Below are 21,406 nucleotides of genomic sequence, written 5' to 3'. Positions count from 1 at the left end.
GCCGCGCTCTGCGCGGCTCTGAAACCGGCGCCGCGCAGGGACGCCGGCGCCGCGGGAAGGGGACAAGGTGGAAGAGCCGCGCGTCATCTACGAGGTCACGGTCGCCTGCGATCCCGCCGTCGACGGCGCACTCCGCGACTGGCTGCCGGACCACGTGGGGGCCATGCTCGAGCTGCCCGGCTTCACCGGCGCCCGCATCCTCGACGTGGTCCCGGGCGCCGAGGACGAGTGGCCCGCGCACACGGTGCACTACACGCTCACCGACCGGGCAGCGCTGGAAGAGTACTTCGCCAGTCATGGCGAGCGCATGCGGGCAGCCACCGAACGGCGTTTCGGCGATTCGGTGCGCATCGAACGTCGCATTCTGACCGCGGCCGGCACGGGCGACGACAAACCGGCCCCGCCCCGCTGCCTCAACTGCGGCCACGTCCTGCACGGCCAGTACTGCGGCATCTGCGGCCAGCGTTCCAGCAGCCGCCTGATCAGCTTGTGGGGTCTGATCACCGAAGGTCTCGGCGACCTGCTGGACATGGATTCGCGCCTCTGGCGCACACTGCGCGCCCTCCTGCTCAGGCCCGGTTACCTGACGGCGGAGTACCTGGAAGGCCGACGTGCCCGCTTCATGCCGCCGTTCCGCATGTATCTCGCCTTCAGCCTGATCTTCTTCATCACCGCCTTCTTCGACATGGACGGTTTCCAGGTCGAATTCGGCGGCGACCCTGGGACGGCCACCGACGAAGCAACCCGAGACGCAGCGAGCGAAGTTGCGAGCGGGATTCGGGACAGCATCGACGGACGAGTGCCGCCGGAGGAGATCGAACGCCGGGCCCGGGAGCCGGAGAATGCCATCGAGGCGGAGCAGGGACCGGAGGCCGCGCCGGATACGGGCGGCGATGCGGCTGCGGCAAAGGCGGACGTGGACAGAGCGGAGGAGAACGTCACCGGAGCCTGCGACGATCTGCAGTTCCAGATCGGCGGCTGGCTGGGACAGCGGCTCACGGAGGAGCGGCTGCGCGAAGCCTGCCAACGCGTGCTCGCGGATCGGGGGCGCGGGCTCGGCCGTGCCCTGATCGACGACCTGCCCACGGCGTTGTTCGCCTTCCTGCCCGTGCTCGCGTTCGTACTGAAGGTCCTGTATCCGTTGTCACGCCGATACTACGTGGAACATCTTCTGTTCATCGTCCACTACCAGTCCTTCGTCTTTCTCGTACTGACCCTGCTGGTACTGCTGGGCAGATTGGTCGACCTGATGAAGGGCTTCGATTGGATAGGGGACCTCGGTAGCGTGGTCGTCGTGTTCTACATACCCGTCTACCTGTTCCGCTCCCTGCGCCGGGTCTATCGGCAGAAATTCCTCGTCACCTTCGCGAAGTTCATGGCGTTGTCCGTAGCTTATTTCCTGGCCTTCGTGATCATGATGACCGCCACCTTCGTGGTGGCGGCGCTCAGCCTGTGAGGCCGGGCGCGCTCACGCGGCGCGGCAGCGACGGGCGCCGGAGCGGCCCGGGTATCGCCGTTGCCGGGCGCTTCGGGCTAGAATGTCGGCCGCCGGGACTTGTGTCCGGAGCGCGGTAGCGCGACAATGCAGTAAATGCCGTAAAGACAAGTTGACAGTCGTAAGTGTAAACCTATCAGTCCATGACAAAAAAACCCATAGGAATCAGTGGACTCGCAGCTTATGTCCCGCCTTACCGCGTCTGGCTGGAGGACTGGTGTGAGTGGACGGGTGCGCCGTGGCCGAAGATCAGCAAGGTCGTCGGGCGCAGTTTCCGGATGCGTGGCCAGCGCCACAGCGTCTATACCATGGCCGCCACGGCCGTGCTGCGGCTGATCCGCCAGTACGACGTCGACCCCGGCAGGGTGAAGTTTCTCGGACTCGGCACGGAGTCGAGCACCGACAACTCGGCGGGCGCGATCATCGTCAAGGGCATGGTGGACAAGGCCCTCGCCGCCGAGGGCAAGCCGCCGATAGCGCGCAGCTGCGAGGTGCCGGAGTTCAAGCACGCCTGCCTCGGCGGCGTGTACGGCATGAAGGGCGCCATCCGCCACCTGGCACTGGACGGTGCCGGCAGCCAGGCGATTGTCGTCTGCGCCGATATCGCCGAGTACGCCCGCGGTTCCAGCGGCGAACAGACCCAGGGCGCAGGCGCCGTCGCGATGCTGCTGGAAGAAGATCCGAAGCTCGCCGTGGTGGACCTGACCCAGGCCGGTTCCGCCTCCGACTACCGGCACATCGATTTCCGCAAGCCGATGCTGCGCTTCTGCGGCCAGGACCGCAGCGAGACCCATCAGGTGCAGGACTTCCCCGTCTTCAACGGCAAGTATTCCACCACCTGCTATCTCGACGAGACGCTGCAGGCCCTCGCCGACATGTACGAAAAGCGAGGCGTGAAGCCTGCGCCCTACCTGCGCTCGCTGAAGGCCGTCTTCATGCATCGCCCCTATCGGCGCATGCCGGAGACCGGCTGGGGAGCGGCGTGGATCTGGGCGCTGGCCCACGGCGGCGAGGAGGAGCACGCCATCCTCGACGGTTACTGCCGGGAAGCGGAGGTGGACACCGACCAGCTCGTGGCAGAACTGCACGCCGTGCCCACCCTGGCCGAGCTGGCCACGGAGGGCGGCGTGAACACCGAGGCCTATCCGCTCACCATGGAGGTGCTGCGCATCTTCCGCCGCACACCGGATTACCAGGAGATCGTGCTCGACAAGCTGGTGCTGGGGTCGGAGACCATGCGCGATCTCGGCAACCTGTACACCGCCGCACTGCCGGCGTGGATGGCCGCCGGCTTCGAGGAAGCCATGGACAGCGGTCTCGACCTCACCGGCGAGGAGATCCTGACGCTCGGCTACGGCAGCGGCGATGCGGCCGAGGTGATCCCGATCACGATGTGCGAGACCTGGCGTGAGGCCACCGCCCGCATCGGCTTCCGCCGCTGCCTGGAACCCGCGCTGGACCTGAGCCAGGCCCAGTACGAAGCACTCCATGACGGGCGCAGGGTGCAGGGGCTCGACTACCTGCCGAACGACGAGTTCATCATCGAGCGGGTGGGCGACCGGGAAGACCGCCAGTTCCAGGATCTCGGTATCGAGTACTACCGCTACGTCGGCTGAGCGGCCGCTCCCAGCCGCTCGAGGATCCGTGCCAGCGTGCCGGCGTGCTCGCCGGTCAGCCGCTCCCACTCCATGCGGAACCAGGGCGTGTAGCGCTCCGGGTGCCCGGCCAGTTCCGCCGTGAGCGCATCCGGTTCCACGAACCGCCATTCCGCCACTTCGGTCTCGTTGGCCCGCACCGGCTCCGCCGTGACGCCGGCGTAGACCCAGCAGAGCTCGTGCTCCGAGCCGGCAGCGCCGTAGCGAGCCTGGTAGACGAACTTGTAGACGAAATCGAGTTCGGCCGCGATGCCCAGTTCCTGGGCCAGGCGCCGGTGCACGGCCTCGTCCATCGCCTCGCCCGCCCGGGGATGGCTGCAGCAGCTGTTCGACCAGTAGCCGGGCCACAGGCGCTTGTCGCCGGCGCGGCGCTGCAGCAGCAGCCGGCCGGCGGTGTCGAAGACGAACAGCGAGAACGCCCGGTGCAGCAGGCCCTCGCCGTCGTGACAGCGCGCCTTGGACAGGGTGCCCAGCTCGTTGTCGTCCCGGTCGACCAGGATCAGCGACTCGGAATCGTCGGAGACGATGTCGTGGGCCTGATCCGTCATGCCTCACCCCGGTCGCCGTGCAGCTGCAGCGTGCGGAAGCCGGCATTCTCCAGGGCCTCGGCCACCGGGCCGGTGCCGTCGGGGCAGAAGGCCACGATCGAGCCGCCGCCGCCGGCGCCGGTGAGCTTGGCGCCGTGCGCGCCGGCGTCCCGGGCGATGCCGATCATCTTCTCGAGCACCGGCGCGGAGACGCCCAGCGCATTCAGGATGCCCTGGCAGATATCCATGCGGTAGCCGAGCTCCTCCGGCTGGCCGCGCTCCAGCGCGTCCACCGCCTCGAGCGTGAGCTGGTCGATCTCATCGAACAGCCGGGTGTAGCGCTCGCGATCCCGCTCGTAGCCGGTCCTGACGCGGGACACCATGTCCGATGTCAGGCTGCGTACCTCGCTCATCGCCACCACCAGCGGCAGGTCGCCCGCGTCGACGAAGCGGTTTACCGCCGGCTCGCGGCGGTAGAGCAGCGTGCGGGAATAGGTGGCCACCGTGTTGTCCACCCCCGAGGGCGTGCCGTGGGCGAGCTTCTCGCATTCGAAGGCCAGCGCGTTCACCGCGGCATCGTCCAGGCCGAGGCCGAAACAGCGGTCCAGCGCCCGTACGACGGCCACGGCGATCGCCGCCGAACCGCCCAGCCCCATGGCCGGCGGCAGGTGGGGCCGCAGCATGATGTCGATGCCCCGGCCGGCCACGCCGAGCTCACGCACCGCCAGCCGCAGGCAGGCGTCGAGCAGGTTGTCGTCCGGCGCATCGGGGTCGATGGCGCGATCCACGTCCCATTCGGGCACGCGCAGGCGCAGCGCATCGCCTTTCTCCCGCGCCACCGCATGCACCGCCAGCGGCAGCGGCGCGGCCAGCGCATGCCGGCCGTAGACCACGGCATGTTCGCCCAGCAGGATCACCTTGCCGGCACCGCTGCTGGCCTCGGCCAGGAAGGCCTCTTCCTGTTCCCGGGTCTCCTCGGCCACGGCGTGGATGAGTTCGCTCGCTTTCCACGGCTTGATCTCGCCGCTGGCCACGAGCTCGTTCACCACCCGGTCGAAGTGCTCCGGCGGCGCACCGGCTGCGGAGACCACACTGCGCGCGTGCAGCGTCATGTGGCCGCGCTGGATACCGTCGGTGGCTAGCGCCTTCAGCGCCGAGAGATTCTGCGCCAGGCCGACCGCGCAGAGGATGCCGGAGAGTTCCTTCGCCGTATGCACGTCGAGCAGGCGCAAGGCGAAACTCGCCACCGGGTTGGCGCTCAGCGTGCCGCCGACGATGCCGGTCTTCAGCGGCAGGGTCAGCTCGCCGGTGAGGCTGCCGTCCTCGTCGGTCTGCCAGCGGGTCAGCGCGCGATAACTGCCGTCCCGGCAGGCCCAGGCGTGGGCCGCCGCCTCGATCGCGCGCCAGTCGTTGCCGGTCGCAATTGCCACCGGGTCCACCCCGTTCATGATGCCCTTGTTGTGGGTGGCCGCCCGGTAGGGGTCGACGAGGGCGATGTCGTTCGCCAGGACAATGGCGTCGCGCACCTCCTCGCCCCGCTCGCCGAGGCGCTCCACCGGGATGCGGCAGCTCGCGGTCACCAGGGCGCCGTCCGTGAGGTTCGAGAGGATGCGCAGGTGCACCCGGCCGCCGGTGATGGACTCCACCAGCCCCGCCACGCCTTCGCACAGCGTGTTCACCTGGTTGGCGCCCATGGCGTCGCGGGTATCGGCGTTCAGGTGCAGCACGACCAGCGGCCGGCCGTCCGGGAGGCTCAGTGCGCGCAGGTCGATGCGGCGGACGCCGCCGCCCCGCGCCACCATGTTCGGCTGCAGGCTGTTGGCCCGCTCGATGATCTCGGCTTCGGCCTCGCGGAGCTTGTCGACGGCGGCATCGGCGTCGTCGAGGCCGACCACGTGCAGCTGTCCCGCCAGCAGCGGCTCCTCCGCCTGCACCGCGAAACCGCCGGACTCCCGCACGAGCCTGGCCGCCGAGGACAGCGCCGCCACGATGGAGGGTTCCTCGACCGCCATCGGCACCACCACCTCGCGGCCGCCGATCAGGAAGTTGGGCGCGATGGCAAGCGGCAGACCGGCCACGCCGATCACGTTCTCGATCATGCGGTCGGCGGCTTCCGGCGTGAGCCCGCCGCGCATGCTCTCCAGCAGGCGCACATCGTCCTGGGTGATGATCTGCATGTCGGCCAGGCGCCGGCGGCGCTCGGCGACATTGAGCCGGTACAGCCCGGGCACGCGGGAACTCTTGGTATTTCCTGGCTGGTCGTTCATGGGGTGTCCGGGCCGGTCATTCTACCGTGGCGAGGCCGCCGTCGTCCGGGCGGAGTGGCAGCGGTCGGAAACCGGCGCGGTCCGCTGCCGCACGGAAAGACTGCAGCCGCCTCCGGTCGCCGGCGAGTGCCAGACCGAGGTCGCCGCCGCCCGCGCCACTCGGTTTATACACAACGCCGGCCCCGTCAGCCAGCCGGGCGAGTTCCGCGTGCCCGCCGCCGCCGATGTCGAGTCCCGCCGCCTCGCCGAGGCCGTCGAGGGCGCGGGCCCAGGCGGCGGTGGCCTCCAGCACGGCCTGCGTGTCGCCGGCCTGCCAGGCGTCGGCCGCCTCCGCTGCACTCCGGACCAGGCGCCCGCCCGGCTCGACGGCCGCGGGCGAGCGGCGCCACGCCCGATAGCGACGCACCCGCGGCGTGGTGGCGGCCGAACGGCCGGTCCAGACGAACAGCGCCTCCAGCCCGTCGGGCCAGCGCAGCCGCTCCACCGACGGCGGATCGCCGACGACGAAACGGATCAGGCCGCCCGCGATGGAAGCGGCGATGTCGAGCCCGCTGCCCTCGCCGCCCTGCAGCCGCCGGTGCGCCTCGTAGGCCAGAGAGTCCTCGAACGTCCTGCCGAAGTGCCGGCACAGCGCCGCGGTCAACGCGACGGTCAGCGCGGCGCTGGAACCGAGGCCGAGCTTGTCGGCGCCGCTGTAGAACGCGGAGGTGTCGAGCCGCAGGTCGAACGGCCGGTCGGTGGGCAGCGGCCCGTCCTGCGCCAGCGTCTCCGTGACCGCGCCGAGCAGGCGGTAGTCTTCGGCGGCGCGCTCCGACTGCCAGTCGAGCGTTCCGTCGCCGGCGAGGGTGAATGGCGCCGGCGCGATCCCGGGACCGAGCGCCTGCACCCGACAGGCCGCCGCCGGCTCGACGATGACCTGCGCGCGGCGGTCGACGGCCGTCACGACGGCGGGCGCGCCGTCGAGCACCGCGTACTCGCCGGTAAGGACCAGCTTGCCGGGTGCTTCGGCGCCGCTCACCCGGACTCCGTGATCTCCGGCGCGCCGCCGAGCCCGGCTCGCAGGAGGCCGGTGACGCCGGGCACCGCAGTCAGCGCCGCCGCGACCGTTTCGGCCGCCTCCGGCAGGCACACCGCCTTCACCTGCGGACCCGCGTCCACGGTGAAGAAAGTGCCGTGGCCGGCCTCGCGCAGCTCGCGCACGGCGTGCAGGCAGGCCAGCGTGGCCGGCTTCCAGTAGAGGATGCCCGGCCGCGACGAGAGCGTGAGCGCATGCATCTTCAGGCAGCTGTATTCGGAGACCGCGGCGAGGCGCTCGAAGTCGCGCCCGGCGACGGCGGCGGCGGCCTCGTCCAGGTCGTCCTCCTGCGCGGCCACCCAGGCGCCGTAGTAGGGCGAGGTGGCTTCGCTCGCCAGCATCGCCGCCGTGGAGCCCACCGGCTTCGGCTCCGGATCGGTCACGGCGATCACCACCTCGAGGGGCCACTCCTCCGCGCCCGCCAGCGGCGTCAGCGAGATGTCCGTCTCGCCGGCGCGCGGCCGATCCAGCCGGACGAAGCCACCATAGAGCGAGCGGGCCGCGGAGCCGGAGGCGGCGCCGGCCAGACGCGCGAGGGCCGCCCTGTCGAGCCGGGTGCCGGCGGCGGCATCCGCGGCGGCCACCAGGGCAGCGAAACCGGACGCGGACGATGCCAGGCCGGCGGCGACGGGGAAGTTGCTGTCGCTCTCCACCCGGGCGAAACGGCCGACGCCCGTGCGCTCCCGGAACCGGTCGAGGCAGGCGGCCACCCGCGCGCCGGCCGGACCGCCACTCTCGCCGTCGAGCACGACGAGGTCGGCGTCGAGTCCCTCGTCGAAGGCCACGCGGGTGCGGGTGCGCAGACCGTCCAGGGTGATCGACAGGGAACCGACCGCGGGCAGATTGCGCCCGCTGTCCTGCTTGCCCCAGTATTTCACGAGGGCGATGTTGGGGTGCGCTACGGCGGTGGCCCGCATGGAGAAAGACCGTCAGGGAATCTGCCGCGATTATCCCATGCCCGGCCGGCCGCCGACAGCGCGAGCGGGCGCGGCGACGGCCCCGGGGCGCCGATGCCTCGGCGCCGGATTCGGTGTACGCTTCCGCCGACGCGAACTGCCGACGAGTGCCGGTCCATGCCGGTCCGCGCCGGACCGACGCAATCGGGAGCCACCGAAAACCATGTCTTTCGCCGACCGCATCGACAGCTATACGGCCCGGGTGGACGCCGCCATGGACCGTACCCTGCCCGCGGCCGACCAGCTGCCATTGCGCCTGCACGAGGCCATGCGCTACGCGACACTGAACGGCGGCAAGCGCATCCGGCCGCTGCTCGTCTATGCCAGCGGCGAGGTGCTCGGTATAGACGTCCGCCACCTGGACCCGCCGGCCATGGCCATCGAGTTCCTGCACGCATTCTCGCTGGTCCACGACGACCTGCCCGCCATGGACGACGACGACCTGCGCCGGGGCAAGCCCACGGTGCACCGGCGCTTCGACGAGGCCACCGCCATCCTCGCCGCCGATGCGCTGCAGCCGCTGGCCTTCCAGGTGCTGGCCAAGGCGCCGGTGCCGCCGGCAGGCCCGAGCGCGCAGCTGGCCGTGATCGAACTGTTCACGCGGGCCTGCGGATCGCTGGGCATGACCGGCGGCCAGGCCATCGACCTCGAGTCCGAGGGCCGGCGGCTCGACCGGGATACGCTCGAGCACATGTTCCGGCTGAAGACCGGCCGGCTGATTGCCGCCTCCATCCTGACCCCGCCCCTGCTGGCGGTCGACACGAGCGACGAGGCCCGCCACGCGCTGGCCACTTTCGCCGAGTGCCTGGGCCTCGCCTTCCAGATCCGCGACGACATCCTGGACGTGGAGGGCGAGACCGAGGTGATCGGCAAGACGGCGGGGGCCGACGCCAGTCACGACAAGGCCACCTGGCCCGGGCTGTTCGGTCTCGACGAGGCCAAGCGCCGCTGCGACGAACTCTACGCAGCGGGCACGGCGGCGCTCGACCACTTCGGCGAGTCGGCCGAGCCCCTGCGCTGGCTGGCCGACTTCATCATCCACCGCGCCAGCTGAGGACGCGTCGCCGCTCCGGGCCATGAACGAATACGATTACGGCGAGCGCCAGCGCTGGATCCTCCACGTCGACATGGACGCCTTCTATGCCTCGGTGGAGCAGCGCGACCGGCCCGAGCTCCGGGGCCGGCCGGTCATCGTCGGCGGCAGCACCGCACGGGGCGTGGTGGCCGCGGCGAGCTACGAGGCGCGGCGCTACGGCATCCGCTCCGCCATGCCCACGCGGGAGGCGCTGCGGCGCTGCCCGGACGCGATCTGCGTGAAGGGACGCATGGAGCACTACCAGACGATATCCCGACAGATCTTCGGCATCTTCCGCCGCTACACGCCGGTGGTGGAAGGCCTGTCCCTGGACGAGGCCTTCCTCGACGTCACCGGCAGCCTGAATCTCTTCGGCAGCGCCATGGAGATCGCGCGCGCCGTGAAGGACGACATCCGCGCCGAGACCGAGCTTTGCGCGTCGGTGGGCATCGCGCCGAACAAGCTGGTGGCCAAGATTGCCTCGGACCTCGACAAGCCGGACGGACTCGTGCTGGTGACGCCGGAGACCCTGCGCGAGACGCTGGACCCGCTGCCGGTGGAGACCCTGCCGGGCATCGGCCGCCAGACGCTGGCGCGGCTGCACGCCCTCGGCGTGCGCAGCATCGCCGATCTGCGCACGGCCGCCGCGCAGACGCTGCGGCCCGTGTTCGGGCGCTATACCGGGCGGGCGCAGGAGCGGGCCGCCGGCATCGACGACCGGCCGGTGGTGGTGCACCGCCCGGAGAAGTCCATCAGCGCCGAGCAGACCTTCGACGAGGACCTGGAATCCGTCGAGGAGCAGGAGCGCCGGCTGCTGCGGCTCGCCGAACGCACCGCGGCGCGCCTCCGGGCGAAGCGGCTGGTCGCCGGCACGGTGCAGGTGAAGATCCGCGCCGCGGACTTCACCACCTATACCCGCCAGACCCGGTTGCATCCCCCGGGCAACGCCACCCGGTCGTTGTTCGAGACGGCGCGCGACCTCCTCGCGGCATGGCGGGACGAGTATCCGGGCCGCAGCATACGGCTGCTCGGCGTGGGCGGAGCGGAACTGACCGCCGCCGAACAACTCGACCTGTTCGACGCCGCCAGCGACGGCGCCGGCAGCGGGCTGGACCAGACCGTGGACCGCATACGCGAGCGCTTCGGCAGCGCCGCGCTCAGCCGCGCCCGCAGCATGGACCGGGACTGACGGGGATGCGTATCGGCAATCGCATCCGTGGCATGTAGACGCCGGGGCTTGGGTTAGAATGGCGGGCCGGACCTGATATGGCAGGACCATGTACACGAGCTTCTTCGGACTCACGGAAAAGCCGTTCACGATAACGCCCGATCCGCGTTATCTGTTCATGAGCGAGCGTCACTCGGAGGCGCTGGCTCATCTGGTCTATGGCGTCACGGAGAGCGACGGCTTCATCCAACTCACCGGCGAGGTGGGAACCGGCAAGACGACACTCGTGCGCAGCCTCCTGCAGAAGCTGCCGAAGCGCACCGAGGTGGCCGTGGTCCTGAATCCCCAGCTCACCGCCCGGGAGTTCCTGGTGGCCATCTGCCGGGAACTCGGCATACCGCAGCCGGAAGAGCGGGACAGCCTGCGCGCGCTGGTGGACGCGCTGAACGAACACCTGCTGGCGGCCCACGCCGAGGACCGCCGCACCATCCTGGTGGTGGACGAGGCCCAGAACCTGGCGGCGGAGGTACTCGAGCAGGTGCGGCTGCTGACCAACCTGGAGACGACCCGGCAGAAGCTGCTGCAGATCATCCTGATCGGCCAGCCGGAGCTGCGCGAGCTGCTGGCCCGCAACGATCTGCGCCAGCTCGCCCAGCGCATCACCGCCCGCTATCACCTGGAGCCGCTGGACCGGAACGAGACCATCCGCTACATCGAGCACCGCCTGAAGGTGGCGGGCGCCGTCACCGACCTGTTCACGCCTGCGGCCAAGCGCGAGGTGTACCGCCTCTCCGGCGGAGTCCCGCGGCTGGTCAACGTGATCTGCGACCGCTCGTTGCTCGGCGCCTACAGCCGCGAGCGCCGGCAGGTGGACAAGACCCTGGTCCGCCGTGCCGCGGCGGAGATCTCGGGCCAGCGGGAGAACCCGTTCTGGCAGCGGTGGCTGCTGCCGCTCGCGGGTACCGCCGCACTCGCCACCCTGGCCTTCAGCGCCTGGTATTACCTGGCGCCGGCGGACGACCAGCCTCCGGCCCGCCCGGTGGTCCGCATGATCGGGCCGCCCGGTGCCGCCGCCGGACCCGCGGGCGCGACTCCGTCGCCGATCGCCGCGGCGGAAGCCTCGTCACAGCCGCGCCCGTCGCAGGCATCGCAGTCATCGCCGGACGACGGGACGGGCGCGGTCGACTCCGGCCAGGATGCCCCCGGGCAGGCCGGAGTCGGCAACGACCCCGACCCCTCGCTGGCCGCGATCCTGCGCGACAATCCGGAAGCGACGGACAGCGTGCGGGCCTTCGCGACCCTGTTCGACATCTGGACGGCGGGCTACGACCCGGAGGCCGGCGCGGCCTGCGACCAGGCCGGGCGCCAGGGACTGCAGTGCCTGTTCCAGCGCGGCACGTGGAACACGCTGCGCCAGTTCGACCGCCCGGCCATACTCACGCTCACCGACGAGGACGCGGCCGATCACCGGGTGGTGCTGGCGGCCCTGAACGAGGAGACCGGCGTGATCCTGCTCGGCGGACAGCGCTACGAACTGCCGCTGTCCGAGATCGGGAACTACTGGTACGGCGACTTCGTGCTGCTGTGGCGGCCGCCCTTCGGCGACGTGGTGGCCTATCAGTACGGCATGCGCGGCGACGGCGTGCGCTGGCTGCGGCGCAGCCTGAGCGAGATCCAGGGCCGGCCGTTCGGGGACGAGGACTCTGACTACTTCGACCGGGACCTCGAGCAGCGACTGCGCGAGTACCAGCGCAGCCAGCGCCTGCAGGTGGACGGCATCGCCGGCCAGCAGACCCAGATCCTGATCAACTCCGACCTCGGCCTGGCACAGACGCCGCGCCTCACGGTCAGCGGATGACGCAGCGGCGGATGCCATGTCCTTCATACTCGACGCACTGAAGAAATCCGAGAACGAGCGCCAGGGCCAGCGCGGACTCGGCGTGGCCGACGTGCCGGTGGCGCGCGAGGCCCCCGGCGCACCCGCCTGGATCTGGTGGCTGCTGGGGCTGCTCGCCGTGAACGTGGTCGTCCTCCTGGCCGTGTTGCTGCGGCCGGGGGCGGAGCCGACCGCCGACGCGTCCACGGACCCGCCGGCCGCCGCTCCCGCGGAGACCCGGACCGCCACCGTGCCGGAGAGAGTGGCACCGGAACTCGCCGCTCTGGTCGACCGGACGCGGACCGAGAGGCTGAGCACGACGCCACCGGATAGCGGCTACGGCTCCCCCGACGAAGAGCCGGCGCGGGCCGCGGCGGCAACGCCGGCAGCCGTCATGCCAGCGGCGGACGCCGCCGATGACGCCGAGGCCGCCGATGCCGTCCGCGCCGAATCCGGGTCGCCCGACCGGGACGCCGCGCAGCAGCCGCAGGCACCCGCAGCGGGGTCACGCACGGGAGCCGCGGCGAGCGGCGAAGAACAGGCGCTGACCCTGCCCACCCTGGACGAGCTCAGGGTGCGAGGCGATACGGGCCTGCCCGACCTGCATCTGGACATCCACGTCTGGAGCGAGCAGCCCCGGGGCCGCTTCGTCTACGTCAACACGACGAAGTACCGGGAGGGCGACGACCTCACCGAAGGACCGCGGGTGGCCTCCATCGTCCGCAACGGCGTCGTGCTGGAACACGACGGCCGCCGCTTCCTGCTGCCCCGCGACTAGGGAGGACGGCGTGAACGGAGCGGGCGACGCGGCGGCGGTGGAGTATCTCGACGGCAGGCACCTCAGCCTCGCGCTCAGCGCCGGGGTGCACCGGGTGCTGGAGAACCAGGACCTCCTGAACCGCATCAACGTATTCCCGGTGGCGGACGGCGATACCGGCACCAACCTCGCCCTGACGCTGTCCGCCGTGCGCGGCGCGCTGCAGGGCGCCGAGGAGCTGCCGGCCGACCGGGTGCTCATCCGCGTCGCCGACGCCATGCTGGACGGCGCCCGGGGCAACTCCGGGGCGATACTCGCGCAATTCTTCCAGGGCGTGAGCGACGCGGCCGTCGAGGTGCCCCGCATCACGCCGGAGACCTTCGCGCGGGCCGTCACGGTGGGCTCGGAGTACGCCCGGGACGCGCTGTCCGAGCCCCGTGAGGGCACCATCCTGTCCGTCGTCGCCGCGTTCGCCTCGCGACTGCGCGAGCAGCTCGGCCACATGCCGAAGATCGATTTCCCGAGCCTGCTCGGCAGCGGCCTGGAAGCCGCCCGCAAGGCGCTGGCGGAGACCACCTACCAGCTGGAGGCGCTGCGCAAGGCCGGCGTCGTCGACGCGGGCGCCCAGGGTTTCGTGGAGATGGTGGCGGGCATGCTGGACTACGTGCGCGACGGCAAGATCGTGGACCTGGACGAGGCGGACTTCATCTCCGTCGTCGAGGAATTCAGCGCCACCGCCGGGGAAGACAGCGACCTCGACTACCGCTACTGCACCGAGTGCATGGTGACCGGCGAGGAGATCGACCGGCGCAAGCTCAGGGAGCAGCTGTCGGCGCTGGGCGCGAGCCTGGTGCTGGCCGGTACCCGCCGCAAGGCCAAGATCCATATCCACGTGAACGAGCCGGAGGAGGTATTCCGCGTCGCCGCCGGTCACGGCGCCGTCTCCGGCGAGAAGGCCGACGACATGCACCGCCAGCAGCACGCCACCCACGGCGCGGGCGTGAAGGTGGCGGTGATTACCGACAGCGCGGCCGACATCCCCGAGGAGGAGATGGAACGCCTCGACATCCACGTGGTGCCCATGCGGATCAGCTTCGGCAACCAGGGCTACCTGGACAAGGTCGGGATCACGCCGGACGAGTTCTTCGAGGAGCTGAAGACGAACCCGGTGCACCCCACCACCTCGCAGCCGGCGCCCGGCGACTTCCGCCGGCAGTACCAGTTCCTCGCCAGCCATTTCCCGGACGTGGTCTCGGTGAGCCTCACGGGCAAGGTGAGCGGTACCCTGGAGGCGGCGCGGTCGGCCGCCGAGCGCGTGCGAGCCGACGGGCGCATCCACGTCATCGACAGCCTGAACGTCTCCCTCGGCCAGGGCCTCGTCGCCATGCATGCCGCCGAGTGCGCGCGTGCCGGCATGGACGCGGCGGCGGTGGTGGCGGAGACGGAATGGGCCGTCGCCCACACCTGGAGCTTCGGCCTGGTGAAAGATCTCCGTTACGCGGTGCGCGGCGGCCGCGTGCCCCGCTCGCGCAAGATCGTCGCCGAGTGGCTGAACCTCAACCCCGTGCTGCGCACGACTCCCGACGGCCAGGTGACCTCGGGCGGCGTGATCTTCGGCCGCGCGAACCGACTGCCGAAGTTCGTCCGCTACGTGGCCAGACGCGTGGCACCCGGCCGGCGCTACCGCCTGGCCGTCGCCCACGCCCAGTGCGGCGAGGAAGCCGAGGAGCTGCGCCGCCGGCTGGCGGCCCGGCTCGACCGGGTGGAGCAGTCCTGGGTCACCGAGCTCGGCACCGCCATCGGCGTGCACGGCGGGCCCGGCACGCTGGTCGCCTCGCTGCAGGAACTGCGGGAGCCGGGCGGTTGAGCGACCGCCACGACGATAGCGGGCGCGACCGGCCTCTGCACCTGGAGACGCTGGGCGTCCATGCCGGCCGGGAACCGGACCCGGCCACCGGCGCCGCGGTGACCGGCTGGCAGCCGGCCACCACTTTCCGGCGCGGCAATCCGGCCGGGCTGTCCTACATCCGCGACGACTCGCCGAACCGGCTGCAGGCGGAAGCCGCGCTGGCCGCGCTGGAAGGAGGCGACGCCGCGGTGGCCTTCGCCTCCGGCTCCGCCGCCTCGTTCGCCGTTTTCTCCGCCCTGCCGGAGGGCAGCGAGATCGTCTGCACCGAGGACGCGTACTGGGGCACCCGCCAGCAGCTGACGGAGCTGGCCCCGCGCTGGGGCATCGTCACCCGCTTCGTCGACACCTCCGACCTGCAGGCGGTACGGGCCGCCATCACGGGGCGCACCGAACTCGTCTGGCTGGAGACGCCTTCGAACCCGCTGCTGCGGGTGAGCGACGTACGTGCCATCGCGGAGGCGGCCCACGCGGCCGGCGCGCTGCTGGCCTGCGACAACACGCTGGCCACGCCGGTGATCCAGCAGCCCCTGGCCCTCGGCGCCGACCTCGTGATGCACAGCACGACCAAGTATCTCGGCGGCCACAGCGATCTCATGGGCGGGGCGGTCATCGGCCGGCACGGCCCCGTCATGGAGGCGGTGCGCCGCCAGCAGCGCGTCGCCGGGGCGAGTCCCTCGCCCTTCGATTGCTGGCTGTTGCTGCGCAGCCTCGCCACGCTGGCCGTGCGGGTCCGCGGCCAGTCGGCGGGGGCCCTGCGCATCGCCGGGGCGCTCGCCGGACACGAGGCGGTGAGCGCAGTGCTCTACCCGGGTCTGCCGGAGCATCCCGGCCATGCGCTGGCCGTTCGCCAGAGTCTCCTGGAGGAGACCGGAAGCGCGCTGCCCCTGGGCGCCATGCTGTCCGTCCGCATGGCCGGCGGCGCGGAGCAGGCGAAGGCGGTCGCGGGACGCACGCGGCTGTTCACGCAGGCGACCAGCCTCGGCGGCGTCGAGAGCCTGATCGAACATCGCGCGCCGGTGGAGGGACCCGGGACGCTGACGCCGGACGACCTGCTGCGCCTGTCGGTGGGCCTGGAGCATCCGGACGACCTGCTGGCCGACCTCGAGCGGGCGATCTCAGCCTGATCCGGTCTCGTCCAGGCGCTCGTCGCCGGCGGCCTCCACCAGCGACGCATCCTCGTTACGCGGGCTGTTCACGCGGCGGCTGACCGGCCAGGCGCGCAGCGCCACGCCCGGGTCGGCCAGAGAGCGGCCGTCGCCGGCCGGGTCTTCGCCCGCGAGCCACGCGGCCGAACGCTCGGGGCCCAGCACCAGCGGCATGCGGTCGTGCAGCCGGGCCATGAGGTCGGTGGGCGCGGTCGTCAGGATGGTGAAGGTCTCCAGCGGGCCCTCGGCTTTCGCGTCTGCACCTGCCTTCGGTTCCCAGTGCTCCCACAGCCCCGCCATGGCGAAAGGCTCGCCGGCGGCCGCCGACACGAACCAGGGCGTCTTGCCATCGGAGCCTGCGCGCCACTCGTAGAAGCCGTCGGCGGGCACGAGACAGCGGCGCCGGCTCCAGGCCGCGCGGAAGGCGGGCTTGTCGGCGGCGGTCTCTGCACGGGCGTTGATGAGCCGGTTGCCGATCTTCGTGTCCTTCGCCCAGAACGGCACCAGTCCCCAGCGCAGCATGGCGACGTAGCGCGCGCCGTCCTCGCCGGCGCGGATGACGGGCACGTGCTGGGTGGGCGCGATGTTGTAACGGGGCTCGATGGGCGGCGGATCGTCCACGCCGAACACCGCGGCCATGGCCTCGCGGGCGGAATAGAACGCGAATCGTCCGCACACGGCCCTACTCCCGGATGCCCACGCCCCGGTTCATCAGCACGAGGCTCACGGTGAACAGCAGCACGACGAAACCGCAGACGATGAGATACGCGATGCCGATGGGGATGTCCGAGGCGCCGAGCACCCCGTAGCGGAAGGCATTCACCATGTACAGGATGGGGTTGGCCAGCGAGACCTTCTGCCAGAACTCGGGCAGCAACGAGATGGAGTAGAACACGCCGCCGAGATAGGTGAGCGGCGTCAGCACGAAGGTGGGGATGATCGAGATGTCGTCGAACTTCTTCGCGAAGACGGCGTTGATGAAACCCGCCAGGGAGAACACCACCGAGGTGAGTATCACCATGGAGAAGGTGACGAACGGGTGCTGCACCGTCAGCCGCGTGAAGGCCAGCGCGATGACGGACACCAGCGCGCCCACCATGAGCCCGCGCACGACGCCGCCGGCCACGTGGCCCAGGATGATGGTGGCGTTCGACATGGGCGAGACCAGCATCTCCTCGATGTGGCGGCCGAACTTGGCGCCGAAGAACGAGGAGACCACGTTGCCGTAGGAGTTGGTGATCACCGACATCATGATCAGCCCCGGCGCGATGTACTGCATGTAGTTGTAGCCGTCCATCGCGCCGATGCGCTTGCCGATGAGCGTGCCGAAGATAATGAAGTACAGCGTCATCGTGATGGCCGGCGGCACGATGGTCTGCACCCAGATGCGGATCACCCGGGTGAATTCCTTGTACACGATGGTCTGCAGGCCGACCCAGTTGGCACGCAGGTCCATGCTCAGGCCTCCGCCGCCGCGGCCCGCGCCGCCGCTTTCATCTCGGCCGCCGCGCCCTTGTTCTCCACCAGCCCCATGAACAGCTCCTCCAGCCGGTTGGCCTTGTTGCGCATGCTGACCACGCGCACGCCCGCCTCCGACAGGGCGGCGAACACCTCGTTCAGGCTCTCGCGCTTCTCCAGCACCACCTCCAGGTCGCCGTCGGGGCGCAGCGTGAGCTCGAACGGCTCCAGCCCGGGCGCGGCATCCAGCGGCTCGGCGGGCGTCAGCACGAACACCTCCCGGTTCAGCTTGCGCAGCACGTCCGCCATGCTGGCATCCTCGATGATGCGGCCCTCGTCGATGATGGCCACGTGTCGGCACAGGCTCTCGGCCTCTTCCAGGTAATGGGTGGTGAGGATGATGGTCGTGCCCTCGGCGTTGATCTTCTGCAGGAAGTTCCACATCGAGCGGCGGATCTCGATGTCGACGCCGGCGGTGGGCTCGTCGAGGATCAGCAGCTTCGGCTCGTGGACCAGCGCACGGGCGATCATCAGCCGCCGTTTCATGCCGCCGGAGAGGTTGCGGGCGATGTCGTTGCGCCGGTCCCAGAGCTTCAGCTCGGTGAGATAGCGCTCCGCGCGCTCGTAGGCGAGCTTGCGCGGCAGCCCGTAGTAGCCGCCCTGGTTCGCCACCGTATTCAGGACCTTCTCGAACAGGTTCAGGTTGATCTCCTGGGGCACGAGCCCGAGGCAGGCCTTTGCCTGTTCCAGCTCGTCGTCGATACTGTGGCCGTAGATACGGACCTCGCCGCTGGTCTTGTTCACCAGCGAGGTGATGATGCCGATGGCCGTCGTTTTGCCGGCGCCGTTCGGCCCGAGGAGCGCATAGAAGTCGCCCTCCTCCACCTCGAAATTGATGCCCTTCAGCGCCTCCACGCCGTTGGGATAGACCTTCCTGAGGTCCCGGATACTGAGTGCACGCATAACGTGCCATTGTAGAACCTATGAGGGAGCGCCGCATGGACCAGCGCATCGACACGGCCGAATTCCCCCGGGAGGTGCGGGCGCTGGCCCGGGCCGCGCCGGAGTTCCGGCCCGTGGTACGGCGCCACGGCATCCCCGCCTTCTGGCGCCGGCCGGAGGGCATCGAGACGCTCGTGCGGATCATCCTGGAACAGCAGGTGTCGCTGGCCGCGGCGGCGACGCTGTACCGCCGTATCCGCAGCGAACTGGGCGGAATCTCCGCGCGGCGCCTGGTGGCGGCAGGGCCGGAGCGGCTGCATCGCCTGGGCATGACCCGGCAGAAGGCCCGCTACTGCCATGCGCTGGGCGACGCGGTGCAGAGCCGGCGGCTGTCCTTCGCCGCGCTGGCCCGGGCCGGGGACGAAGATGCCATCGCGACGCTGACCGCGCTGCCCGGCATCGGTCCCTGGACGGCCGGCGCCTACGTCATGGCGGCGATGCGCCGGCGCGACGTCTGGCCGCCCGGGGACCTCGCGCTGGAACGGGCCATCGAGCGGCTGCTGCCGGACGCGGATACGGCGGAACTCGCGGCCGGCGGCGAGCGCTGGCGGCCGCGCCGGGCGGTGGCCGCCCGGATGCTCTGGCACTATTACCGGGCCGAGATAGTCGGGCCGGGATAGTCGCCGGCCCGTCAGCCGGAGCGCCGGCGCGCTGCCTGCAGGCGCGAGGCCGCGGCCCTGAGCGGCAGCGTGGCAGGCAGGCGCTGCTGCAGCTGCAGCCCGGCCGCCCGCACTGCGCGGCGACGCAGCGGCACCAGCTCCGCGCAGCGCAGCAGCTCGGGCCAGAATCCGGCCACGGACGCATGCACCGGGCGCAGCCGGGCTGCCTGGGCATGGGCGACGGCCGCAAGCGCCGGTTCGTCCAGGCCGGCGAGCTCGTCGCACCAGGCCGCGTCCACCCCGCCGAGCAGACGCGCCGCGAAGGGCCGCCGCCAGGCGAGCCGCCGCAGCAGCGACAGGCTCATGTAGAGCACCAGCTCCACACTGGGCGCCGTGCCGCGGAACAGCTCGAAGGTGCCGGGATCCGCGCCGCCGCCGACGTCCACCGCGCGGACGCTGCACAGCAGGAACGGGCTGCTGGCGGCCTCGGCCCGGTGTTCCGGCGTGAGCCGCCGCACCATCTCCCGGGCCGCCGGCTCCAGGCGTTCCAGCTGTCGCGCGGCGTACCGGTCGTTGCTGCCGAGGAACTCGAGATAGCTGCGGTTAATGGCGGCGAGATGCCGCAGATCGTTGTCGTCCAGTGCCCTGTAAGCCATGCCCCACCCCCTGGTTGCCCTATCTATGACTTATTGACCATATTGGTCTATTTTTCTCATTTGTGATCCTAGCGGAAAAATGATGTCATATATGTTCTAAAAATTACATAAATGGAGGGCAAATGGATGGAGGCAACCCGGGACCGCTATGAAACCGAGCGGCTGCGCTTCGAGCTGGCGCTACGAATGATAGGCCACGAGGCCCGCACCCAGACCATCAGCCTGTGCACCGGGCTGTCCCACGACCGGATCCGCAAGATCTACAGCCGCTATTTCCCCGCCGGCCGGGGCGGCGTGCGGCGCAGGCGGGGCAAGTCGCCCCGCCAGACGGTGCCGTTCGTGCGCAACGCCGTCCACCAGCTGGAGGCGACCACGCTCACCTACCTGTTCGTGCAGGGCGGCCTGCTCCAGCTCGCCGGCGACGGCGTGTACGCCCGCTGGCAACGCCCCGACGTCGAGTACGGCCACCGGGCGTGCCGCTCCTACGAGACCTACCAGCTGCTGCATCCCCGCTGCCTGTTCAGCTTCGAGTGGGCCTGGAACCTGCTTCAGGCCCTGAGCGGTGACGGCGACCTGGGCCTCACGCGCTGCAACGACTGCGGCCTGGATTATCTGCACGACCGCTACGGCCTGAATTTCCACCAGTGCCCGGCCTGCGAGATCCGCACGGGGCGCAGCCGGCGGCCGGGGCACGGCACCTTCGTCCGCAGCTGACGCCGCTCTTCCTTCCGGGCGGGAGTAGAATGCCTCTGTGCCGGCATACACGGCACGACAGCAACGACACCGGCTGCCTCGTGCAGCATTAAGAGGGACACAATCGTGCTCGATGAATTCAAGAAATTCGCCATGCGTGGCAACGTGGTCGATATGGCCGTCGGCATCGTCATCGGTGCCGCCTTCGGCAAGATCGTCAGCTCTCTCGTCAACGACGTCATCATGCCTCCCATCGGTCTGCTGATGGGCGGTGTGGATTTCTCCAATCTCTACGTGAATCTCGGTCCGGGTAAGTTCGAGTCGCTGCTGGCGGCAGAAGCGGCCGGTGCGCCACTCATCAAGTACGGCGTATTCATCAACACGCTGCTCGATTTCGTCATCGTGGCGTTCGCCATCTTCATGGTGGTTCGTGCCATGAACCGTATGAAAAAGAAGGAAGAGGAAGCGCCGGCAGCTCCGCCGGAACCGCCCGCCCAGGAGAGGCTCCTCGCCGAGATCCGCGACCTCCTGCAGAAGCAGACCTGATAAAGTGAGCGGCCCGCCGGTTCCGGGGGACCGGCGGGCTCGTTGGACGAACGGCAGCCCGAGATGACGATCAAGACAGCAGACATTTGTGACGAGCACGCGGATCGCGTGCATATCGCCGACCCGATCTTCCGCGCCTACGGCGGCCGCCCCGCCTTCGGCGGCCCGATCACCACCCTGCGCGTCTTCGAGGACAACGTGCTGGTGCGCTCGGCCCTGGAGGAACCCGGCGACGGCCGGGTGCTGGTGGTGGACGGCGCCGCCTCGATGCGCTGCGCGCTGCTGGGCGACCAGCTGGCCGCGCTGGCGGCCGACAACGGCTGGGCCGGCGTGGTGGTGAACGGCTGCATCCGGGATTCCGCGGATATCGCCGGCATCGACATCGGCGTGCGCGCGCTCGCGACGATGCCGCTGAAGAGCCGCAAGCTCGGGCGGGGCGAGCGTGACGTGACCGTGGCCTTCGCCGGCGTCGCCTTCGAGCCCGGCCACCATCTCTATGCCGACGAGGACGGGCTCCTGGTCAGCGCCGACGCCCTCGTCTGAGGGC

At 70.4% G+C, this 21,406-nt stretch carries 20 protein-coding genes; 12 read left to right on the top strand and 8 right to left on the bottom strand.

All coding sequences use genetic code 11. From position 1 onward, the window contains the following. Positions 1-67 precede the first annotated feature (67 nt). Together ACJMK0_RS04095 and ACJMK0_RS04090 are read left to right on the top strand one after the other, a co-directional pair. Positions 68-1,456 (top strand): DUF4286 family protein, encoded by a 1,389-nt coding sequence (locus tag ACJMK0_RS04095; RefSeq protein ID WP_405235768.1) that lies wholly within the window; start codon positions 68-70, stop codon positions 1,454-1,456. Positions 1,457-1,638: 182 nt separating this feature from the next. Then, positions 1,639-3,111: a hydroxymethylglutaryl-CoA synthase gene (locus tag ACJMK0_RS04090; protein ID WP_405235766.1), complete on the top strand. Its 1,473-nt coding sequence runs from the start codon at positions 1,639-1,641 to the stop codon at positions 3,109-3,111. Here the strand turns inward: ACJMK0_RS04090 and idi are convergent. From idi to mvaD, 4 genes are read right to left on the bottom strand one after another with little or no spacing between them, the layout of a single operon-like run. After that, positions 3,099-3,698: an isopentenyl-diphosphate Delta-isomerase gene (gene idi / locus ACJMK0_RS04085; protein WP_405235764.1), complete on the bottom strand. Its 600-nt coding sequence runs from the start codon at positions 3,696-3,698 to the stop codon at positions 3,099-3,101. The two genes, ACJMK0_RS04090 and idi, sit on opposite strands and share 13 nt — an antisense overlap. After that, the gene (locus ACJMK0_RS04080; RefSeq protein ID WP_405235762.1) at positions 3,695-5,944 is read right to left on the bottom strand and encodes a hydroxymethylglutaryl-CoA reductase, degradative; all 2,250 of its coding nucleotides are present in this window, start codon (positions 5,942-5,944) and stop codon (positions 3,695-3,697) included. Before ACJMK0_RS04080 ends, idi begins: the two co-directional genes overlap by 4 nt. A 16-nt stretch (positions 5,945-5,960) precedes the next feature. After that, positions 5,961-6,962 carry a mevalonate kinase family protein gene (locus ACJMK0_RS04075; RefSeq protein WP_405235760.1) on the bottom strand — a complete coding sequence of 334 codons (1,002 nt, stop codon included), beginning with the start codon at positions 6,960-6,962 and terminating at the stop codon, positions 5,961-5,963. Beyond that, on the bottom strand, positions 6,959-7,936 hold the full coding sequence (gene mvaD, locus ACJMK0_RS04070; RefSeq protein WP_405235758.1) for a diphosphomevalonate decarboxylase: 978 nt from the start codon (positions 7,934-7,936) through the stop codon (positions 6,959-6,961). The genes ACJMK0_RS04075 and mvaD overlap by 4 nt, the downstream gene beginning before the upstream one ends. Before the next feature lie 202 nt (positions 7,937-8,138). Between mvaD and ACJMK0_RS04065 the strand changes: the two genes are divergently transcribed. The 6 genes from ACJMK0_RS04065 to ACJMK0_RS04040 all read left to right on the top strand — a co-directional run bounded on the left by ACJMK0_RS04065 (position 8,139) and on the right by ACJMK0_RS04040 (position 15,884). Beyond that, a complete protein-coding gene (locus ACJMK0_RS04065) occupies positions 8,139-9,029 on the top strand; it encodes a polyprenyl synthetase family protein (RefSeq protein WP_405235756.1) in 891 nt (296 codons plus the stop codon). 22 nt (positions 9,030-9,051) lie between these two features. Continuing rightward, on the top strand, positions 9,052-10,239 hold the full coding sequence (locus ACJMK0_RS04060) for a DNA polymerase IV (RefSeq protein WP_405235754.1): 1,188 nt from the start codon (positions 9,052-9,054) through the stop codon (positions 10,237-10,239). A gap of 88 nt (positions 10,240-10,327) precedes the next feature. Beyond that, positions 10,328-12,076 carry an ExeA family protein gene (locus tag ACJMK0_RS04055; protein ID WP_405235752.1) on the top strand — a complete coding sequence of 583 codons (1,749 nt, stop codon included), beginning with the start codon at positions 10,328-10,330 and terminating at the stop codon, positions 12,074-12,076. 16 nt (positions 12,077-12,092) lie between these two features. Further along, positions 12,093-12,872 (top strand): general secretion pathway protein GspB, encoded by a 780-nt coding sequence (locus ACJMK0_RS04050; protein ID WP_405235750.1) that lies wholly within the window; start codon positions 12,093-12,095, stop codon positions 12,870-12,872. A 10-nt stretch (positions 12,873-12,882) separates the two neighbouring features. Further along, positions 12,883-14,718 (top strand): DegV family protein, encoded by a 1,836-nt coding sequence (locus ACJMK0_RS04045; protein ID WP_405235748.1) that lies wholly within the window; start codon positions 12,883-12,885, stop codon positions 14,716-14,718. Next, positions 14,715-15,884, top strand: coding sequence for a trans-sulfuration enzyme family protein (locus ACJMK0_RS04040; protein ID WP_405235746.1), 1,170 nt, complete (start codon positions 14,715-14,717; stop codon positions 15,882-15,884). The genes ACJMK0_RS04045 and ACJMK0_RS04040 overlap by 4 nt, the downstream gene beginning before the upstream one ends. Here ACJMK0_RS04040 and ACJMK0_RS04035 read toward each other — a convergent pair. From ACJMK0_RS04035 to ACJMK0_RS04025, 3 genes are read right to left on the bottom strand one after another with little or no spacing between them, the layout of a single operon-like run. Continuing rightward, a complete protein-coding gene (locus ACJMK0_RS04035) occupies positions 15,876-16,583 on the bottom strand; it encodes an SOS response-associated peptidase (RefSeq protein ID WP_405235744.1) in 708 nt (235 codons plus the stop codon). The genes ACJMK0_RS04040 and ACJMK0_RS04035 overlap by 9 nt on opposite strands. A gap of 4 nt (positions 16,584-16,587) precedes the next feature. Then, entirely contained in the window at positions 16,588-17,361 is a 774-nt protein-coding gene (locus ACJMK0_RS04030; RefSeq protein ID WP_405235742.1) for an ABC transporter permease, read from the bottom strand. Between the two features lie 2 nt (positions 17,362-17,363). Continuing rightward, entirely contained in the window at positions 17,364-18,326 is a 963-nt protein-coding gene (locus ACJMK0_RS04025) for an ABC transporter ATP-binding protein (protein ID WP_405235740.1), read from the bottom strand. Positions 18,327-18,361: 35 nt separating this feature from the next. Here ACJMK0_RS04025 and ACJMK0_RS04020 point away from each other — a divergent pair, with 35 nt between their 5' ends. Next, positions 18,362-18,985, top strand: a complete 624-nt coding sequence (locus tag ACJMK0_RS04020; RefSeq protein ID WP_405235739.1) for a DNA-3-methyladenine glycosylase family protein — start codon at positions 18,362-18,364, stop codon at positions 18,983-18,985. Between the two features lie 11 nt (positions 18,986-18,996). Here ACJMK0_RS04020 and ACJMK0_RS04015 read toward each other — a convergent pair whose 3' ends face one another. After that, positions 18,997-19,620 (bottom strand): hypothetical protein, encoded by a 624-nt coding sequence (locus tag ACJMK0_RS04015; protein ID WP_405235737.1) that lies wholly within the window; start codon positions 19,618-19,620, stop codon positions 18,997-18,999. A 126-nt stretch (positions 19,621-19,746) separates the two neighbouring features. Between ACJMK0_RS04015 and ACJMK0_RS04010 the strand changes: the two genes are divergently transcribed. The 3 genes from ACJMK0_RS04010 (at position 19,747) to rraA (ending at position 21,402) form a co-directional block, all read left to right on the top strand. Next, positions 19,747-20,334, top strand: coding sequence for a hypothetical protein (locus ACJMK0_RS04010; protein WP_405235735.1), 588 nt, complete (start codon positions 19,747-19,749; stop codon positions 20,332-20,334). A gap of 105 nt (positions 20,335-20,439) precedes the next feature. Then, positions 20,440-20,859, top strand: coding sequence for a large-conductance mechanosensitive channel protein MscL (mscL, locus tag ACJMK0_RS04005; protein WP_405235733.1), 420 nt, complete (start codon positions 20,440-20,442; stop codon positions 20,857-20,859). Positions 20,860-20,922: 63 nt separating this feature from the next. Continuing rightward, entirely contained in the window at positions 20,923-21,402 is a 480-nt protein-coding gene (gene rraA, locus ACJMK0_RS04000; RefSeq protein WP_405235731.1) for a ribonuclease E activity regulator RraA, read from the top strand. Positions 21,403-21,406: the final 4 nt, after the last annotated feature.

The sequence above is a fragment of the Lentisalinibacter orientalis genome (genome assembly GCF_040706535.1).
In the GTDB taxonomy this organism is placed as follows: Bacteria; Pseudomonadota; Gammaproteobacteria; order Steroidobacterales; family Woeseiaceae; genus Lentisalinibacter; species Lentisalinibacter orientalis.
Note: the sequence above shows the minus strand (reverse complement) of the source record. Positions and strands in the feature narration are given on the sequence as shown.

Bases quoted from the DNA above. Each gene is read 5' to 3' on its own strand.
- ACJMK0_RS04015 (WP_405235737.1), bottom strand. From the start codon at position 19,620: ATGGCTTACAGGGCACTGGACGACAACGATCTGCGGCATCTCGCCGCC.
- ACJMK0_RS04050 (WP_405235750.1), top strand. From the start codon at position 12,093: ATGTCCTTCATACTCGACGCACTGAAGAAATCCGAGAACGAGCGCCAG.
- ACJMK0_RS04055 (WP_405235752.1), top strand. From the start codon at position 10,328: ATGTACACGAGCTTCTTCGGACTCACGGAAAAGCCGTTCACGATAACG.
- ACJMK0_RS04060 (WP_405235754.1), top strand. From the start codon at position 9,052: ATGAACGAATACGATTACGGCGAGCGCCAGCGCTGGATCCTCCACGTC.
- ACJMK0_RS04025 (WP_405235740.1), bottom strand. From the start codon at position 18,326: ATGCGTGCACTCAGTATCCGGGACCTCAGGAAGGTCTATCCCAACGGC.
- ACJMK0_RS04090 (WP_405235766.1), top strand. From the start codon at position 1,639: ATGACAAAAAAACCCATAGGAATCAGTGGACTCGCAGCTTATGTCCCG.
- ACJMK0_RS04030 (WP_405235742.1), bottom strand. From the start codon at position 17,361: ATGGACCTGCGTGCCAACTGGGTCGGCCTGCAGACCATCGTGTACAAG.
- idi (WP_405235764.1), bottom strand. From the start codon at position 3,698: ATGACGGATCAGGCCCACGACATCGTCTCCGACGATTCCGAGTCGCTG.
- ACJMK0_RS04020 (WP_405235739.1), top strand. From the start codon at position 18,362: ATGGACCAGCGCATCGACACGGCCGAATTCCCCCGGGAGGTGCGGGCG.
- ACJMK0_RS04080 (WP_405235762.1), bottom strand. From the start codon at position 5,944: ATGAACGACCAGCCAGGAAATACCAAGAGTTCCCGCGTGCCCGGGCTG.
- ACJMK0_RS04065 (WP_405235756.1), top strand. From the start codon at position 8,139: ATGTCTTTCGCCGACCGCATCGACAGCTATACGGCCCGGGTGGACGCC.
- mvaD (WP_405235758.1), bottom strand. From the start codon at position 7,936: ATGCGGGCCACCGCCGTAGCGCACCCCAACATCGCCCTCGTGAAATAC.
- ACJMK0_RS04010 (WP_405235735.1), top strand. From the start codon at position 19,747: ATGGAGGCAACCCGGGACCGCTATGAAACCGAGCGGCTGCGCTTCGAG.
- rraA (WP_405235731.1), top strand. From the start codon at position 20,923: ATGACGATCAAGACAGCAGACATTTGTGACGAGCACGCGGATCGCGTG.